Origin of the sequence: Acetobacter sp. A11-2, assembly GCF_040208445.1 — a bacterium.
GTDB classification, from domain to species: domain Bacteria; phylum Pseudomonadota; class Alphaproteobacteria; order Acetobacterales; family Acetobacteraceae; genus Acetobacter; species Acetobacter oryzoeni.
Genome location: NZ_CP157843.1, coordinates 915496 through 932500, shown reverse-complemented (window position 1 = coordinate 932500; position 17005 = coordinate 915496). Strand labels below are relative to the sequence as shown.

The following is a 17005-nucleotide window of genomic DNA, read 5'->3' as shown; positions in this document are numbered from 1 at the left end:
ACCGTGGTGTGCGCCCAATAGGCTTTTGATCCACCACTACGAGGCGCCGGATGTTTTGCAATCCGCTCACCACCTGCCCTGCTGGTTCAGCGCTTTCTGCAACTTCTGGAATATCGTTATCGTCTGCCTCTGGTTGCTCAACAGGCTCTTTCTGCCCAAGCGCCTTGGAAACAATACTGACCAATGCCTGACCAGTTAAGCTGGATTTACCGGACCCGGAAATGCCGGTCACGACCGTCATGACACCTAAGGGCAGATCAAGCGTAACGTTGCGTAGATTGTTCCAGTTAATGTTTTTCAGGCAAAGCCACTCTTTAGGCTTGAGAGGCACCGTCTGCCCGCACTTAATCTCATCAAAAATATAAGGCCGTGTGCGAGAACGAGAAACAGACTTCAGCCCATCCAACGGGCCACTGTATAGGATTTCGCCACCCTTTTCGCCAGCATCTGGCCCAACATCCACCAGCCATTCTGCATGACGGATAACCTGACAATTATGTTCCACCACCAAGAGCGAATTGCCAGCATCCAACAACCCATGCAGCGCCTTAAGCAAGGCTTGCGTATCACATGGGTGCAAGCCAGAGCTTGGCTCATCTAGCACATACAGCACGCCAAACAGGTTGGAACGAATTTGGGTTCCCAACCGCAGGCGTTGATATTCACCGGGAGAAAGTGTTTGCACGCCACGGCTGAGCTGAAGGTAGCCCAACCCCAATTCCAATAGCGTTTGCAGCCGCTCTATCAATGCTTCCACAATGCCGTAAGCTGCAAGGCCAGTGGCATCTGTCTGTTTTTTAAGTTGCTGGCTTTGCTCTTGCAAAATGGCTGTAATGTTCTTGAGTGGAAGCGCTGAAAGTTCAGCAATATTGCGCCCTGCAAACAGCACCTGAAGGGCTTCAGCCTTGAGCTTCTGACCATGACACTCTGGGCACACGCTGCTAACCATGAATGATGCAGCCCGCGCCCGCATTTTAGCACTTTGCGATTTGGCAAAGGTGTTTAGCACATACTGACGCGCACCGGTGAATGTACCGTTATAATCTGCAGGAACACCATGCTTTATGGCCTCTAGCACTTGCTCATGCGTGCGGCCGAGATAAACGGGCTCTGTTGGAGTTTCCTTTGTATAAAGGATCCAATCCCGCGTGGCCTTGGTCAGGTCTTTCCACGGAATATCTACATTCACGCCACGCGTGATCAGGATATCCCGTAAGTTTTGGCCCTGCCACGCCGTTGGCCATGCCGCAACAGCCCGTTGCCTGATACTCAGCGTATCATCCGGCACCAATGTTTTTTCTGTGACATCGTAAATGCGCCCGAGCCCATGGCAACGTGGGCATGCACCCATTGGCGTATTGGACGAGAAATCTTCTGCCTCTAAGCGGCTCATGCCAGCAGGATATGTGCCTGCCCGCGAATACAGCATCCGCAAGAGGTTTGAGAGTGTTGTGAGGCTTCCGACAGAAGACCGACTACTGCTGCCCCCGCGCTGCTGCTGCAAGGCAACGGCTGGGGGTAGGCCTTCTATGGCATCCACAACCGGTACCGGCATCTGATTAAACAGCCGACGCGCATAAGGAGAAACAGATTCCAGATACCGACGCTGGGCTTCTGCGTAAATTGTGCCAAATGCCAGTGAGGATTTGCCTGACCCTGAAACGCCAGTCATCACAACAAACTTGTCACGCGGCACAGAAACAGAAACGTTTTTCAGATTGTGTTCACGTGCCCCGCGGACGCAAATCATATCGGCAGGGTTACTGGCAGAAGGTTGTGTTTTCATGGGGGCATTATACGCCCCCTATTTCTGCCCTGTGGTATGGAAAAAAGAATAGGTGCCCTGCATGTGCCGCTTTCTGACATTTGGCACGGATAACAAGAGCACCTGATTAACTTAAAATGAAGCTTACAGAGTATCCTCTGTTGGCCCATCAGAAAGCGCACCTTCCCATTTGGCCGAGATTGCAGCGGCATAGCCGTTGCCCAGCACGTTGGTCGCTGTGCGCATCATATCCAGAAAATGATCAATACCCAGAATAAGCGCGATACCCGCCTCTGGCAGGCCGAACTGAGGCAGAACGGCTACAAGCGTAACAAGCGATGCACGTGGCACACCAGCAATACCCTTACTGCTGAGCATCATAACCAGCAGCATCAGAAACTGCTGAGACCACGGCATATGAATGCCGTAAGCCTGCGCAATAAAAATGGCTCCGAAAGACTGAAACAGAATGGAGCCATCCATATTGAAGCTGTAACCCAATGGCAGCACAAAGCCACTGATCCGGGTGGGTACGCCAAAATTCTCCAGCTTTTCCAGCAGCAATGGGTAAACGGACTCACTGCTTGCCGTAGCAAAACCCAGCAGCACCGGCTGCACCAGTTCACCCACCAGCCTTTTAATGCTGCGCCCCAGAACCAGAAAAGCAATAACAGTAAGAACACCCCACTGCACAAAAATGGTGCCGTAAAATTCTGCCAAAAACCGGCCAAAATGCAGCAACATGCCCGCACCGCTTTGCGCCACAGTGCCCATAATGGAGCCAAACACGGCCAAAGGTGCCAGCACCATGACCATGTCTGTCATACGCAGCATGATGTGGGCGAGTTCTTCCGTCCACTTCAGCATGGTCTCACCTGCCTTGCCCGCTGCGGGCAAGGCCACGCCAAACAGAACCGAGAACACCACAATCTGCAGGATATCGTTGCGTGCCATGGCATCCATGACGCTGGTTGGCACAACGTGCAGCAGAAACTCAACTGGTTCAAAAGGATGCTTCAGGGATGAAATATCAGACGGCAAGGGTGCTGAAAATCCATAACCCGGCTGAAGAATATTGGCGGCAAACAAGCCAATAAGCAGCGAGATAAAGGACATGGAGATAAACCATAGCAAAACGCGCCCACCCACGCGCACCACCAAGGTATCATCCCCCAGCTTGCCAATGCCGCTTACCAATGTTGCAAATACCAACGGCGCAATAATCATGCGGATAAGCCGCAGGAAAAGCCCCGTTAACAGGGTTGCCACCTGATGCGCAGCCGAAATATAGGCCGGAAACAGATCATGCACCGCCAGCCCGCATAAAATGCCTAGCACAAGGGCAATTAGGATAGCGTAGGTGCGCCGTTTGGTATTAGTGGGTGAAGCAACCGCTGCCATCTGTCATTCTTCTCCCTCTGGAGCATGAAACTTGTCAAAAAGAAGGCTCATATAGGGAAGAAGACGCAAGAGGTCAAAGCTGTAAAACAAGCAAAATTATTTCTTAACCGTATCTTTTACTTATCAACATAAACGATTACCTACTTAATTTTTGGTAAATGCCTGATACGGACTATTCAGGTTTCAAAAACCATACATTCTCCGTAGCGGGCACACCACCTTTTAAACCGCCAGTTACGGAAGTATTTTCCAAACAGCTTATGGCATATTCTGCCCCGTAATACCGCTGAATCTCCTGCTGGGTTACGCTAAACGGTGGCCCCGCTATACAAGATTGATCATACTCCAAGGTAACAAGGAGTTGCTCCGCTTTGTCTGAAATATCCATCAGGTGCTCTGCGTAAGTTGCACGCATGGCAGGCGGCAAAGCAACCAGAGCAGCCCGATCATAAATAGCCTGCACACTCCCCACCAACGCCCGAGAGAGCGCAAAAATATCGCCTACAAATATAGTGAGGTTTTTTGCCTGAAAACACTGCATATTGGGTACCACATCGGTTATTTGCGGCGTTAGAGCAAGTTCGGAAAAAAGCTGCTCTACGGCAATCTGGCTAAGCTCTACCCCAACCACATTCATCCCGCGTTGTAAGAGCCAGTGAATATCCAGCGTTTTGCCACATAACGGCACAAAAACACGCGCGCCCTCTTTAAGCTCCAGAACAGGAAAATATTTAACCAGAAGTGGATTAACTGCAGGAAGATGAAAGCCAATTTGGTTTTTCTGCCATTTCATGTTCCAGAATTGCGCATCCATTTTGGCCTCTTCCTACTACAAAATTATTCAAACCATGTTTATGCTTCATGCGTAAACAATAAAACAAACATCCTGTTTTTGCAGGACATTCAGTCTTACACTCTGTATCAGAAAGTTGTCTCTCATGCGTAAACTTTATGTTTATGATCATTGCCCATTCTGCATTAAAGCCAGAATGATTTTTGGCCTCAAAAACATTCCTGTTGAGCTTGTTGTTCTTCAAAATGATGATGAAGCAACGCCTATTGGCATGATCGGTCAGAAAATGCTGCCCATTCTGGAAGAAAACGGGCACTATATGGGGGAAAGCCTGGATATTATTGCGCATATAGACCGTGAAGGAACACCTCTTCTTACTGTTCCCGCTCGGCCAGAAATTTCTGATTGGATCAGCCGTTCAAGCTCTCTGCTGTATAGGCAATTCCTTCCTCGCGCGGCAGCGGCTCCTTTTCCGGAATTTTCCACCACATCCGGGCGGGCATACTTTATCCGCAAAAAAGAGGCTTCAACTGGCCCATTCTGCAAGATTTTCAATGAAGGCACAGAAGCCCTTCTTCCTTTAAACGCGTTGTTGGAAGATTTAGCCTCTCTCCTGCCTGAACCCTCTGCGCTTCAGGGGCCGCTTTCTTATGATGATATCCATCTGTTTGCGCACTTGCATAGTTTTTCCATCATCAAAGGGCTTACTTACCCTGCTGCGGTAGAGAACTATAGGCAGGCTCTTTCCAAGCGCTCGGGCATTCCTTTGCTGGATTCTGTAGCGGTCTGATTATAAAAAACTTTTCCTGAGTTGCATTTTCTGAGAATTAACAATCAGAAACACAGGAAAAGTTTGTATATAAATAAATACCAAAAAATAATACATCAGTAATTGTTTTATAAATCCTGTTTTTTAAAAAGTAATTTTGTTTTTATTGTAAAATTATATATTTATTTTCATATATTATAATTGATACAAAATAATATATTGTAAAACTTTTCCGTTGAAAATTTTATCAGAAAATATTATTAAGGCAATGTTATGACAACCGGCATAAGGAGAGACCTTTCCTTTAGAATTTTAATTCTTCCACATCATCAAATGGTTTCGTTTTCTTGTGGTCTTTAGATGGGTGCATGTTTTATATTATTGCAATAATATAAAACCATAATCAGTTTACTCTCAGATTCCTTCTTTTCCCCCATCAGGCAAGCAGATACATCCAGCTATCGCATAGTGCCGCAGACCCGCTGCGCTCTTTTTCCCTCAGACTCATGTCCTGAGGCTTTTATGGTTAGAAGCCCCTATTGGCTTCCACCATTCAGGCGCGGACTTCTCCCGAACCGTATTTTTCCACAAGATTCCGGAGTGAACGGCCATTTGGCATCACCCGGAGAATTGCAGTCAGCCAGCATATTCCGCACTTCGGTGGAATATCCCGTCAAAATGACGGTTGCCTGTGTAAAGAGGAGTATCTCCCCTTGAAACAGACAGACCCTCTGTCGCCTCCGCCTGCATCGTTTGCAGATCGTCTTGGAATTCCCGCGCCTCTGTTCTGGGGCTTTGTGGGGCTTCTGTTCTTTATGATTGGTGATGGTGTAGAAGCTGGTTACCTTGCTCCCTATCTGGAAGCACATGGTACATCAGCCGGCAACACCGCGCTTTTGTTTACTATTTACGGTGTGACCGTTTCCATCTCCGCCTGGCTTTCTGGCCCGCTGTCTGATCTATGGGGCCCCAAGCGCGTCATGTGGATCGGTCTGGCCATCTGGGCCGTTTTTGAAGTTATCTTTCTGGCCTGCGGTGTTGCCGTTAACAGCTACCCCATCATGCTGCTGGCATATTCCCTGCGTGGTTTAGGGTATCCGCTGTTCACTTACGGCTTTCTGGTCTGGATTGCTGCTGCCACCCCTCCTCGTCAGCTAGGTTCTGCTGCAGGTTGGTTCTGGTTTGCCTTTTCTGGTGGCTTGCCTACCTTGGGGTCTCTGTTCGCCAGCTTCGCCATTCCCGTTATTGGGGAAATGGCCACTTTCTGGTCTTCTCTGGGTATGGTTGTCTTTGGTGGCCTGCTGGCTCTGCTGCTTACGCGTGAACCTACAGGTTCTCAGCGTCTGGCTGCCCCCGGCACTCCGGCCAAGGAAATCTTCTTTAGTTCCATCAGCATTCTGTGGCGCGAACCCAAAACGTTTGTGGCCATGGTGGTGCGTACCATCAACACGTCATCCGAATATGCCTTTCTGGTGATCATGCCGACCTTCTTTACCAAGGTTGTTGGCTTTACGCTTTCTCAGTGGTTGCAGCTACTGTCCATCGTGTTCCTGTCCAACATTCTGGTAAATCTGTTTTCCGGTATTTCAGCAGACAAATTCGGTCATCGTGAAGTTGTGGCTTTTGGTGGTGGCATTGGTGCAGCCATTATGGTGCCTGCCTTCTATTATGTGCCGCAGATGTTCCCCGGCAATTTTATGATTGCCGCTATTGTGGGGGCTTTGTACGGCGCATCTTTGGCTGCTTTTGTGCCTCTGTCCGGTTTGGTGCCCCAGATTTGCCCGAAGGAAAAAGCTGCCGCTCTTTCCGCTCTTGGCTTGGGTGCTGGCGCCAGCACATGGGTTGGTCCGGCCATTGTAACGTGGTTTGAATCCTGGCGCGGCGTTGAAGGCATTATCTGGATCTTCTCTGGTCTGTACGTAGCCTCTGCCCTGATGACCATGTGCCTGACCATCTCACCCGAAGCTCGCCGCTATCTGAAAAAAATCTCCGAACGGGAGAAGCAGAAGCGTGCGGCTGCGGCCCGTGGTGATATTGCTGAAGAACTTTCCCTCAGCAAACAATCCTGAAGCTGTTCTGCTTTATATGCAAAGCTGACAAAGGCCCCATCCAAACGTGGATGGGGCTTTTTTTATGTTCTGCAACACGCAGATGAATTACATCATGCCGCATGGCACCCAACTCTCATCCCCTCCGGCGCGGCTGGACAACAGGTAGCTGCGCAACAGCCGCAGCAAAGGCCGCATGGCTTATACTAAACGGTCATTCAGCCCCAGCATACGTGAACATCACCCTTCCCGCTGGCCAACAAGTTGGGTTTGCCATTGCCCGCACCGGTGGCGCGCCAGATGCACCGTTTGCGGAAGTTATTAAAGATGCCGGGGATGACCCGGATATCACGCACGGAGCACTTATCCGTGCAACGGTAAAAACCTTGCCCGCGGGTTGTGGGATTGTGTTTCAGGCTGGCCCCGGTGTGGGTACGGTTACCCGCCCTGGCTTACCCATAGCGGTGGGAGAACCTGCCATAAACCCCACCCCACGCGCCATGATCCGTACAGCTTTAACCGAAGCAAATGCAGGTATCTGCCCAGATGCAGAAGTGATTATCAGCGTCGAAAATGGAGAAAAACTGGCTGAACGCACATTAAACAGTCGGCTAGGCATTCTGGGCGGCCTGTCCATTCTGGGCACAACTGGCATTGTGGTGCCTTTTTCATGCTCAGCATGGATTGAGAGCATCCATCGGGGTGTGGATGTTGCGCGCGCTGAAGGCCTTACACACTTGGCAGGAAGCACCGGTAATGTTTCCGAAAAAGGTGTGCAGAAGTTCTATAACCTGCCAGATAGTGCGCTGATTGAAATGGGGGACTTTGCTGGCGGCCTGTTAAAATACCTTCGCAAACATCCTGTCCCGCGCCTTACAATATCTGGCGGCATCGCAAAAATGACCAAGCTGGGCCAAGGCTTTATGGACCTGCATTCCAAACGAGGCCCTGCAGACATGCGCCAGTTGGCCGAGCTTGTTCTGGCACATAACGGAAAACCCGATCTGTCAGACACAATTGCGCGCAGCCCCACAGTGGCTGAAGCCTTTTTGCACGCAAGCCAACAGGGTTTTCCGTTAGGATACCTGATTGCCCGCTCCGCCTTACAAACAGTTAAGGACGTTCTACACCCCGCCCCTATACAAGCCGATGTGCTGGTATTTGACCGTGCAGGCAATCTGGTTGGGCAAGCCTGAAAGCTTAGTCCTGCCCGCGAAAGCGCCGCCGATAATCAGGATTATACAGAGCGCTTTCTCTAAAATCCTTATCTCCCAATACCCGGCCAACAATCACAAGAGCTGTGCGCTCAATGGGGTTTTCTTTCAGCTTGTCTGCAATATTGGCAAGCGTTCCGCGCAGCACAAGCTGATCTGGCCATGTGGCTCGTGCAACAATAGCAACCGGACAATCGGCCCCATAAAATGGCGTCAACTCTTCTACAATTCTATCCAGCGCATGCACTGCCAGATGAATGGCTAGTGTAGCGCCTGTAGCGCCAAAAGCTGCCAGCGTTTCTTTTTCTGGCATGGCGGAAGCCCGCCCGTTTACGCGCGTAAGCACCACGCTTTGTGCAACACCCGGAACGGTGAATTCCTGCCCCAGTATGGAAGCTGCCGCTGCAAATGCTGGCACCCCCGGCGTCATGCTCCACGGAATACCGTGTTTTTCCAAACGGCGGATCTGCTCAGCCACAGCGCTGTAAACAGACAGATCCCCCGAATGCAGCCGCGCCACATCCTGCCCCTGCTGATGAGCTTTTACGTATTCAGCTTCAATTTCATCCAATGTCATGGGGGCTGTATCAACCTTGCGCGCATCTAGCGGGCAAAATTGCAGCATTTCCGGCGGCACAATAGACCCCGCATATAAACAGACCGGGCAGGATGCCAAAATGTCTCTCCCACGTATGGTGAGTAGATCAGCCGCTCCGGGGCCTGCCCCAATAAAATGCACGGTCATTCAAATGTCTCCTTCTGCCACGGCGCATGTCACACCACTCATGCTGCAACGCGGTACAATAAGTTTGCCCTGTGGGCCAGCCGCAACCAATGCACAAGCCTCAGATACAGAGGCTACCCCGGTATGCTGCATGCTACGGGCTGATACTGTCTGGCATTGGGCATTAACCTGCTGCATGGCGGCAAGCTCTACCCAAACAATTCGGGTGCCCAGCCATTTTGCCACCTGTAAAGGCAGGTTTTCCGTATGCCGAAAGGCAGGAACAGCAAGGGCAGACAATTCTTTGCCAGACTGTTGTGCCAAGGCGAGTGCAATACATGCCTGAGCGTGCGTTAAGGTCGCTCTGCTGTTCCAGCCCAAGCCTAGAAATATCATGAGGCCTCGGGTTTCTGAGCAACCCACTGTGTTACCGGCATGGCGGGGCGGAAACCATGAAGAGACCCTATTGTTTCTAACCGGGATACAGAGATACGCGTAAGCGTTCCCCCCCATTCCTGCATGGCACGCAGCAATCGGGCTTCTGTTTCAGCCACCACGGCATTCACCACAATGCGCCCACCGGGTTTAAGAGCCTGCCATGCGGTTTCCAACACGCCTGCACGGCTTGCTCCACCGCCAATAAAAATGGCATCGGGCTTTGGCAAATCTTCCATGCCTTCTGGCGCTCGGGTTTGCCTTACATCTAACCCCGGCACACCAAGAGCCGCCGCATTACGTACAATGCGTGCAACTCTTTCTGGCTGCGCTTCAATACACACAGCACGGCAGGAAGGAGAGGCCAACATCCATTCAATACTGATGGAACCAGCTCCTCCGCCAATATCCCACAACAATTCGCCTGCCCGCGGTGCTAGGGATGACAGCGTAACCGCACGAATTTCTCGCTTTGTAAGCTGACCATCATGTTCGAAGCACGTATCGGGCAGCCCGTTGGTTAGTGGCAAAGTGTGGGAAGCGCTTTGAGCATCCATCTCCAGCGCGATCAGATTAAGCCGCTGGAGCTTATCTGGCGCACCTTCATGGGCATAAAAACTGTGTACAGCTTCATGTAGGCCACCCAGCCGTTCCAGCACATGGCAGCGCGTAGCACCCAATCCTTTACCAACAAGCCAGTTAGCCAAAACATGCGGCGTATTTTCATCCGCAGACAGTACAATAACGCGGCCAGATGGCTGCAAAGCTGGATAAAGCTGCTCTATGGGCCGGCCACATAAGGATACCACCCGGCAATCCTGCTCTGCCCATCCAAGCCGACTACATGCCAAGGCCACAGAAGATGGCGCCGGTAAGCACAGCATTTCCTGCGGAGGGATAGAACGCGCCAATGTGCTCCCCACCCCAAAAAAGAATGGGTTACCAGATGCCAGAACCACTGTAGGTAAACCCTTCCGGGCAAGAATGGCATCTATTCCGCGCTCAAAAGGCGTGGGCCATGCAAGTGTTTTTCCTTGCATCAATGGGGCTGCTAGTTCCAGATGGCGCGCACCCCCCACCACAAAATCGGCTTGTGCAAGAATGGCGCGTGCAACGGGAGAAAGACCTTCTACACCATCTTCCCCAATCCCGATCAGGGTTAACCACGGTGTTTGTGGCGCATGCTGGGGCTGCTCGGTCATTCATCCATTCCTTTTTGGCACATACTTGCGCGGCAACGGCCTCGGCTTTTACAACACTTTTGTTTTTCATGCTGTAAAGCTTGTGCCTAATGCCTTCATCTTCCAATAATTTTCACGTTCTTGTTCTGGGAGGCACTACGGAAGCCTCTGCTTTGTGCCGTTATCTGGAACAGGAGCCTTCTATCAGTGCCACGCTTTCCCTTGCCGGGGTAACCAAGCAGCCGCATTTGCCCACGTTATCCGTGCGGATTGGCGGATTTGGTGGCACTGATGGGCTGAGCACGTGGCTAAAAACTCACGCCATCAACGCCGTAATAGATGCCACTCACCCTTTTGCAGCCACCATGAGCCAACATGCCGCCACGGCCTGTGCCGCTACGCAAATACCTTTGTTGCGTTTGGAACGATCGGGCTGGCAGGAAATGCTGGGCGATACATGGCTCCATACCGCCAATCTGGCAGAAGCGGCCAATCTATTAGCCAATTCCCAAAAATGGAACACGGCACCACAGCGTATTTTTTTAACAACAGGCCGTAAGGAGTTGGCGCCGTTTAAAATTGCGCCACAGCATCATTATCTCATCCGCTCTATTGATGCGCCAGATCCTGCTTCCTTACCTCTGCACGCAACCATCCTGCTGGATCGCGGTCCTTTTGACGTGCAGAATGAAGCCAAGCTGATGCAGGATCATGGCATCACACTTCTGGTTTCAAAAAACTCTGGCGGCAGTGCAACATACCCCAAGCTGGAGGCTGCACGCCTGCTGCATATTCCCGTCCTGATGATTGATCGCCCAGCGGCTTGCCCAAACATCCCTACAGTAGAAACGGCCCAGCACGCCATGGCATGGTTACAGGCGCATCAGGCAGCATCAACCCGCCGTAAAGTGTAGAACCACGGTTCACCATTGGGCCGATCCACCAAACGGCTGGCTTTGCAGCCTATCAGCACCAATGTGCTCATATCGGCCCATTCGGCATTGGCATCCTGTAGAGTAGAAAGCCTTACTGCCTCATCGGGCCGCCCTATGGCGCGTGCAAAAGCAACGGGAATAGTGGAGGGTAAAACACCCCGCAAATGCTCCAATGCCTCCCCCAACTGCCACGGACGGGCATGAGAGCGTGGATTATACAGCGCAATCACAAAGCCTGCTTGTGCTGCCAGCCGCAAACGTTCAAGCACCACATCCCAAGGCTTGAGATTATCTGAAAGAGACATTACGCAGAAATCCCCACCCAAGGGGGCTCCTAACCGCGCCGCCGCTGCCAAAACAGCACTCAGGCCGGGAACAACGCTGATATCCAGCGCGCGCCATTTATCCGGCCCTTGCTCCAATGCCTCAAATACAGCGCTAGCCATGCCAAACACGCCGGCATCTCCACCAGAAACAACAGCCACATGCCGCCCCTGCTCTGCCATTTCCAAAGCATGCCGGGCACGATCCAGCTCCACCCTGTTATCTGAGGCATGACGAACAACATGCGGAGGGGCTTCTACCCGGTTTACATACGGACCATATCCAACCAGATCTGTTGCTTTAGCCAAGGCCTGATCTGCCTGCGGGGTACGCTGAAGGCTGTTACCCGGCCCCAACCCTACAATGGTAACACTGCCCTTCATCTCACACCTTTTCGACCTGGCAGCAAAACCAGCGAGAAATAAGGCACGCTATCTTCCTGCTCCTGCAAAGCACACATACGGGTATTTTCTTGCGTGCCGCGTTCAACATATACGGCATCTGACAAACGGCCTGCTTTTTCCAGCGCCCGCTTAACCTGCGGCATGTTACGGCCTGTTTTCATGATAACTGCGGCATCTGCCTGCTCTAGCCAATTGGTCAGTTTTTCTTCTGGCAACGTGGCGGGAAGAACGCACAACACGTCATCTCCATGCGTTATGGGCAGATGCGCCTGTGTCCAGCACCCATTCATGGCCATAATGCCGGGCACAACCTCGGTTTCAAAACCAGCTTTCAGCCGATCAAAAAGATACATGGCCGAGCCGTAAAGGAAGGGATCGCCCTCACATAACAGAACAACGTCCTGCCCTTTATCTAACCGCTGCGCCAGATTATGTGCGCATTCATCATAAAACTGCCCCATGCCCCCATGATATGCTGGATTGGCAACAGAGATTTCTGTTGTAAATGGATATTCCAGCCGCAATTCCTCAGCATCCGGGGCAATATGCGCACGTGCAATGGTGCGCGCATGACCCGGCCTGTCATGCCGGCAGAAATACGCCACCACCTTTGCCGCCTGCACCAGCCGGACTGCCCGAACAGTCATGAGTTCCGGATCACCCGGCCCTACGCCAACAACCTGCAATGTGCCGCGTGTCATTTATTCACGCTCACAAGCCAGAGCATTTACAGCAGCAGCAGCCATGGCACTTCCCCCCGGGCGGCCACGCACCACAAGCCAAGGCACATCCTTACGGAGGGAAAGAGCTTCCTTGGATTCCATGGCCCCCACAAAACCTACAGGCAGCCCAATGATAGCTGCCGGATACGGTGCCCCTGCATCCAGCATTTCCAGCAAATGGAATAATGCTGTTGGCGCATTGCCAATGGCGACTACTGCACCTGCCAGCTTTTCACCCCACAAATCTAGCGCGGCAGCTGAGCGGGTGTTGCCAATCTGGCGGGCCAGTTCTGGCGTGCGGCTATCACGCAGCGTGCAAACAACCGCATTATCAGCAGGCAAACGCGCCCGCGTTACCCCGTGTGCTACCATTTCGGAATCACACAAAATATTGCAGCCTTTTTTCAGGGCTGTGCGGGCAGCTGTAACAAAATCTGCTGTCATGCTGACAGATTGCGCCATTTCCACCATGCCACAGGCATGAATAATGCGCACAACAACCTGCGCTTCTTCTGGCGTAAAGGCAGAAAGATCAGCTTCCGCCCGAATGGTCGCGAAGGAGCGTTCGTAAATAGCTGCTCCATCCTTGATATACTCATACGCGGCCATTCATTATCCTTTCCTGTGGCTTGGTGCCTATAAAATAGTCTTCGACTGCTCTGTCATCCGGAAAAAATCGCATGACAGGCCCCGATGCCGTGCCATTACAGATAAGCCCGTAGCCATTTTGGGCGGCAACCACTGTCCAGCTTGCTTTTGCAGGGTGCGCACAACCTTTACTGCACCCCGATACATGCAAGCTTTCCTCTGCCTTCAAACCATGCGCCAGTTTTTTTGCCAGAGCTTGGGTTTCACCTTCTGCCTGTGCGCACCCTGCATTGCCCATACAGGCAGAAACCCGCAAAATAGGATTGGTGCTTGTATCCACCATACCCGCCACATGTGGCGGGTATGACAGACCATGCAGAATAATGCTGTGCCACGGCGTAAGCCGCAGAATGCCATCTCCATTTCGTGCGTGATTGGCACAACTTCGCAGCATGGCAGATGTTAAAATGCCTAGTGGCGCATTGAGGGCATATAAAGCTTGTCCTATTTTACCCGCCAACAAAGCTGAATCAGGCGCATCTGCCGCCGGAACTTCTACCGGATCACCTAACTCATTAACGGCCTGAAAGAGCATTTTACCCGTTTCTGGATATCGTGCAGGCCGTTTACTTTTGGGAATAGTGATAAAAGCCTGAGCCAGTTTGATAGCCAATTCAACAGCAGCCTGAACAGATGCAGGCTTGCTTTTCTGATTGCCACATACAACAGACCAGAACCCTGCCCCAGTGCCCTGCAGCATAATATCAGCCTTTAGCAGCCCGACATTAAACACCCCCCCACCATCTACGGCAAAACCGAACTTATCTGGCAATGCAGAAAGGATGTTGGCATGACACAAAGCTGCTCGCAAAGCTGTGGTGCATTCCAATGTATCTGGAGCGCATGAAGGATCACACCCCGCCAAGGGAGATGCCAATAATGCCAAGCGTTTTTCATGCTCAGGATTGGCCATACCCAAACCTGCCAGAACAGCCAGTTCGGGAAAACGCAGAGCATTAGCGTGAGAAAATCCACGTAATTGCAGACTGGCGCGGTTGGTAAGGCAGATCAGCCCATTGCCTTCACGCTCTGCAATCTGCGCCAGAAAAACGGCCTGCGCCGCAGTTATCCGACCAAAGGCAGGCCTTACCCGCACCAGCCAACCATCTTTGGCCTGCATGGGGGCAAACAAGCCCGGACACCACCCTTTAACCTCTGGTGGCGTAAAACGCTGTGTCACGCTATCTGCCTCCTTTTCTGGTTGCGGCGGATGCAAAATCTTTCTTCACGGCCGCCCTGTTACGCAACACAAGCCCTGCTTGTCAAAAAGCCGGGCATGCTTGCCTATTCCGTTTCAAAGCACAGCGTGGTTTTACGGCTCTTAACTGTAATCTGTGGTATGAAATACAGATGAGTATGATATCCACTTCCCCCATCCGTTTGGGCTTGATAGCCAGTTTGTTTTTTTCTGTATCAACCCCTTATCCTACGCATGCCAGTGCGCGTGAGACAGTGCTCGATCCTGCCGCACAGGCCACGCACGCGCTGGTAAAGCAGATAGGTGAACAGCGCTTTACTGCACCAGATTTTCGCCCGGGCACTGTGCGCCACATGGTTATGTTTCAATTCCGCCCCACGGCAACTGCCGCAGAAAAGCAGGAAGTGACACGTCGCTTTCTGGAACTGGCAACACATTCACGCCGTCCGAACGGCGCACCCGTTGTTGCCAGCTTGGAGGCTGGGCCACAAAACAGTGGGGAAAATGCTGATCTAGGGCTGGATTACGGATACCTTGTGACCTTCCGCTCAGAAGGTGATCGTAATTACTATGTCGGCCGCCCTATTGTACATACGAGTGGCTGTTTTGACCCCGCGCATGATGCGTTCAAAAAGTTTGCCGCACCATTTCTAGCGAATGTGGTCGTTTTTGATTTTACCGTAAAATAAAGGGGAGAGAAGAACTCTCCCCACACTCTAAACTCTTCAGTATTCAGGCGCCAGCAACGCCTTCCCCCACCATATCAAGTGGGTTCACCACCTTATCGAAGGTGGCGGCATCTACGTAGCCGGATTTCAAGGCTGCATCCTTAAGGGAAAGATCATGCTCCATGGCAATGTGCGCAATTTCTGCAGCTTTGTCATACCCAATGACAGGAGCCAATGCCGTAACAAGCATAACGGACCCGCCCACATTCTGCTTGAGGCGCTTTTCGTTCAGTTGTGTGCCTTCTACAGAGAAAATGCGGAAATTATGACAGCCATCTGCCAGAATACGGATACTGGCAAGACAGTTGGCCAGTATGACCGGCCGCATAACATTCAGATCCAACTGGCCCTGACTGGCCGCAAAAGCAATCGTGTTATCATTGCCCAGCACCTGCGTGGCAATCATCACCATTGCCTCACATTGGGTTGGGTTCACCTTGCCGGGCATGATGGAAGATCCGGGTTCATTTTCCGGCAGGTGCAATTCACCCAACCCACAACGAGGGCCGGAAGCCAGCCAGCGCATATCATTGGCAATTTTCAGCAATGGCACAGCCAAGCCCCGCAAACCTGCAGATGTTCTGGCCATGGCATCCAACCCACTTAACGCGGCAAACTTGTTAGGTGCCGTAACAAAGGGCTGTTTTGTTAGTTCTACTATACGTGCAGCTATAGCCTTACTAAAACCTGCCGGTGCATTCAGCCCCGTGCCCACAGCAGTGCCCCCAGCTGCAAGTTCGAACAAAGCTTTACGATCTTTACGCAGGCCGCAAAGTGCATCTTCAAGCATCTGCACCCAGCCAGACCACTCCTGCCCTACTGTTAAAGGCACTGCATCCTGCAAATGGGTACGGCCAATTTTGACAACGTCCATCCATTGCTCAGCCTTCTGGCGCAAGGCTTCTATAAGCTTTTCTACACTGGGCAAAAGTCGATTTTCAATTTCCAGCAATGTCACAACATGCATGGCCGTAGGAAATGAATCGTTGCTGGATTGGCCCATATTCACATCATCATTGGGGTGAACAGGCGTTTTGGAGCCAATTTTGCCGCCTACAAGTTGAATGGCACGGTTTGCAATAACCTCATTCACATTCATATTTGTTTGGGTGCCAGACCCTGTCTGCCAGACAAACAGTGGAAAATGTGCATCCAGCTTACCCGCGGTCACTTCATCTGCAACCGTGGCTATCAGATCCGCCTTCCATTGCGGCATACGCCCTTCTGCTGCATTCACCAATGCAGCTGCTTTTTTGACAATGCCGTAAGCATGGTAAAGTGGAAGAGGCATACGCTCTGTACCAATGGAAAAGTGCACCAGACTACGCTGAGTTTGTGCGCCCCAGTATTTATCTGCCGGAACATCTATAGCGCCCATTGAGTCTCGTTCCTGCCGAACACCTGTGGCCTGAATACCTACGGGGCAAAAACGAATTTGCGGATTATTGCTCATAATACATTACCTCCCTGCTGGCCCGTTGCGTTACGTTCCGCCAGCTTTCTGGTTTGAGCAGCATAGACCTCTTCCGCGCCTAAAAATGAGGCCACGACCATCACATTTAGACGATTATAATTTTCAATCAGATATTTATAAGTTTTTTAAAATTTACTTATATTTGTATTTTGATGATTTTTTACTGAAGTAAGCACCAGAAAAACCGGGATGCATTTCTGCTATGAATTTGGCCTCTTCATAGACTTGCTATAGCCAAACGT

16 protein-coding genes (1 of these 16 cut by a window edge) are annotated in these 17005 nt (G+C 51.5%); 5 read left to right on the top strand and 11 right to left on the bottom strand.

Annotated elements, in window-relative coordinates:
* The 3 genes from ABNV41_RS04595 to tmpT form a co-directional block, all read right to left on the bottom strand.
* Positions 1-1786, bottom strand: the 5' portion of a protein-coding gene (locus tag ABNV41_RS04595) for an excinuclease ABC subunit UvrA (protein WP_050819863.1). Its footprint begins 728 nt before the window's first position; the window shows 1786 of its 2514 coding nt (coding positions 1-1786); it begins with the start codon at positions 1784-1786; its stop codon lies beyond the left edge, outside the window.
* A 123-nt stretch (positions 1787-1909) separates the two neighbouring features.
* A complete protein-coding gene (locus ABNV41_RS04590) occupies positions 1910-3166 on the bottom strand; it encodes a dicarboxylate/amino acid:cation symporter (protein ID WP_050819864.1) in 1257 nt (418 codons plus the stop codon).
* A gap of 172 nt (positions 3167-3338) precedes the next feature.
* The gene (gene tmpT, locus ABNV41_RS04585) at positions 3339-3980 is read right to left on the bottom strand and encodes a thiopurine S-methyltransferase (protein ID WP_050819865.1); all 642 of its coding nucleotides are present in this window, start codon (positions 3978-3980) and stop codon (positions 3339-3341) included.
* A 124-nt stretch (positions 3981-4104) separates the two neighbouring features.
* Here tmpT and grxB point away from each other — a divergent pair, with 124 nt between their 5' ends.
* The 3 genes from grxB to ABNV41_RS04570 all read left to right on the top strand — a co-directional run bounded on the left by grxB (position 4105) and on the right by ABNV41_RS04570 (position 7972).
* The gene (gene grxB, locus ABNV41_RS04580) at positions 4105-4749 is read left to right on the top strand and encodes a glutaredoxin 2 (protein ID WP_050819866.1); all 645 of its coding nucleotides are present in this window, start codon (positions 4105-4107) and stop codon (positions 4747-4749) included.
* 692 nt (positions 4750-5441) lie between these two features.
* The gene (locus tag ABNV41_RS04575) at positions 5442-6797 is read left to right on the top strand and encodes an MFS transporter (RefSeq protein WP_050819867.1); all 1356 of its coding nucleotides are present in this window, start codon (positions 5442-5444) and stop codon (positions 6795-6797) included.
* A 101-nt stretch (positions 6798-6898) separates the two neighbouring features.
* The gene (locus tag ABNV41_RS04570; protein ID WP_050819868.1) at positions 6899-7972 is read left to right on the top strand and encodes a cobalt-precorrin-5B (C(1))-methyltransferase; all 1074 of its coding nucleotides are present in this window, start codon (positions 6899-6901) and stop codon (positions 7970-7972) included.
* A gap of 4 nt (positions 7973-7976) precedes the next feature.
* Here the strand turns inward: ABNV41_RS04570 and cobM are convergent, their stop codons facing one another.
* Genes cobM through cbiE form a run of 3 tightly spaced genes read right to left on the bottom strand, consistent with a single transcriptional unit; the run spans position 7977 to position 10351 of the window.
* Positions 7977-8735, bottom strand: coding sequence for a precorrin-4 C(11)-methyltransferase (gene cobM, locus ABNV41_RS04565; RefSeq protein WP_050819869.1), 759 nt, complete (start codon positions 8733-8735; stop codon positions 7977-7979).
* Complete coding sequence (locus tag ABNV41_RS04560) at positions 8736-9110, bottom strand: cobalamin biosynthesis protein (protein WP_050819870.1); 375 nt, start codon at positions 9108-9110, stop codon at positions 8736-8738.
* Entirely contained in the window at positions 9107-10351 is a 1245-nt protein-coding gene (gene cbiE / locus ABNV41_RS04555; protein WP_349935042.1) for a precorrin-6y C5,15-methyltransferase (decarboxylating) subunit CbiE, read from the bottom strand. The genes ABNV41_RS04560 and cbiE overlap by 4 nt, the downstream gene beginning before the upstream one ends.
* An 89-nt stretch (positions 10352-10440) precedes the next feature.
* On the opposite strand from cbiE, the gene ABNV41_RS04550 reads away from it, so the two are divergent.
* Entirely contained in the window at positions 10441-11244 is an 804-nt protein-coding gene (locus ABNV41_RS04550; RefSeq protein WP_050819872.1) for a cobalt-precorrin-6A reductase, read from the top strand.
* On the opposite strand, the gene cobJ is transcribed toward ABNV41_RS04550, so the two are convergent.
* The 4 genes from cobJ to cobG are packed head-to-tail and all read right to left on the bottom strand — an operon-like array spanning position 11214 to position 14543.
* Complete coding sequence (gene cobJ, locus ABNV41_RS04545; protein WP_087652065.1) at positions 11214-11972, bottom strand: precorrin-3B C(17)-methyltransferase; 759 nt, start codon at positions 11970-11972, stop codon at positions 11214-11216. The genes ABNV41_RS04550 and cobJ overlap by 31 nt on opposite strands.
* Positions 11969-12694, bottom strand: a complete 726-nt coding sequence (locus ABNV41_RS04540) for a precorrin-2 C(20)-methyltransferase (protein ID WP_050819874.1) — start codon at positions 12692-12694, stop codon at positions 11969-11971. The genes cobJ and ABNV41_RS04540 overlap by 4 nt, the downstream gene beginning before the upstream one ends.
* On the bottom strand, positions 12695-13324 hold the full coding sequence (locus tag ABNV41_RS04535; protein ID WP_003630816.1) for a precorrin-8X methylmutase: 630 nt from the start codon (positions 13322-13324) through the stop codon (positions 12695-12697).
* Positions 13311-14543, bottom strand: coding sequence for a precorrin-3B synthase (gene cobG / locus ABNV41_RS04530; RefSeq protein ID WP_050820411.1), 1233 nt, complete (start codon positions 14541-14543; stop codon positions 13311-13313). The genes ABNV41_RS04535 and cobG overlap by 14 nt, the downstream gene beginning before the upstream one ends.
* 170 nt (positions 14544-14713) lie before the next feature.
* Between cobG and ABNV41_RS04525 the strand changes: the two genes are divergently transcribed.
* A complete protein-coding gene (locus tag ABNV41_RS04525; RefSeq protein WP_050819875.1) occupies positions 14714-15250 on the top strand; it encodes a Dabb family protein in 537 nt (178 codons plus the stop codon).
* A gap of 43 nt (positions 15251-15293) precedes the next feature.
* Here the strand turns inward: ABNV41_RS04525 and fumC are convergent, their stop codons facing one another.
* Positions 15294-16742 (bottom strand): class II fumarate hydratase, encoded by a 1449-nt coding sequence (fumC, locus tag ABNV41_RS04520; RefSeq protein ID WP_050819876.1) that lies wholly within the window; start codon positions 16740-16742, stop codon positions 15294-15296.
* Positions 16743-17005: the final 263 nt, after the last annotated feature.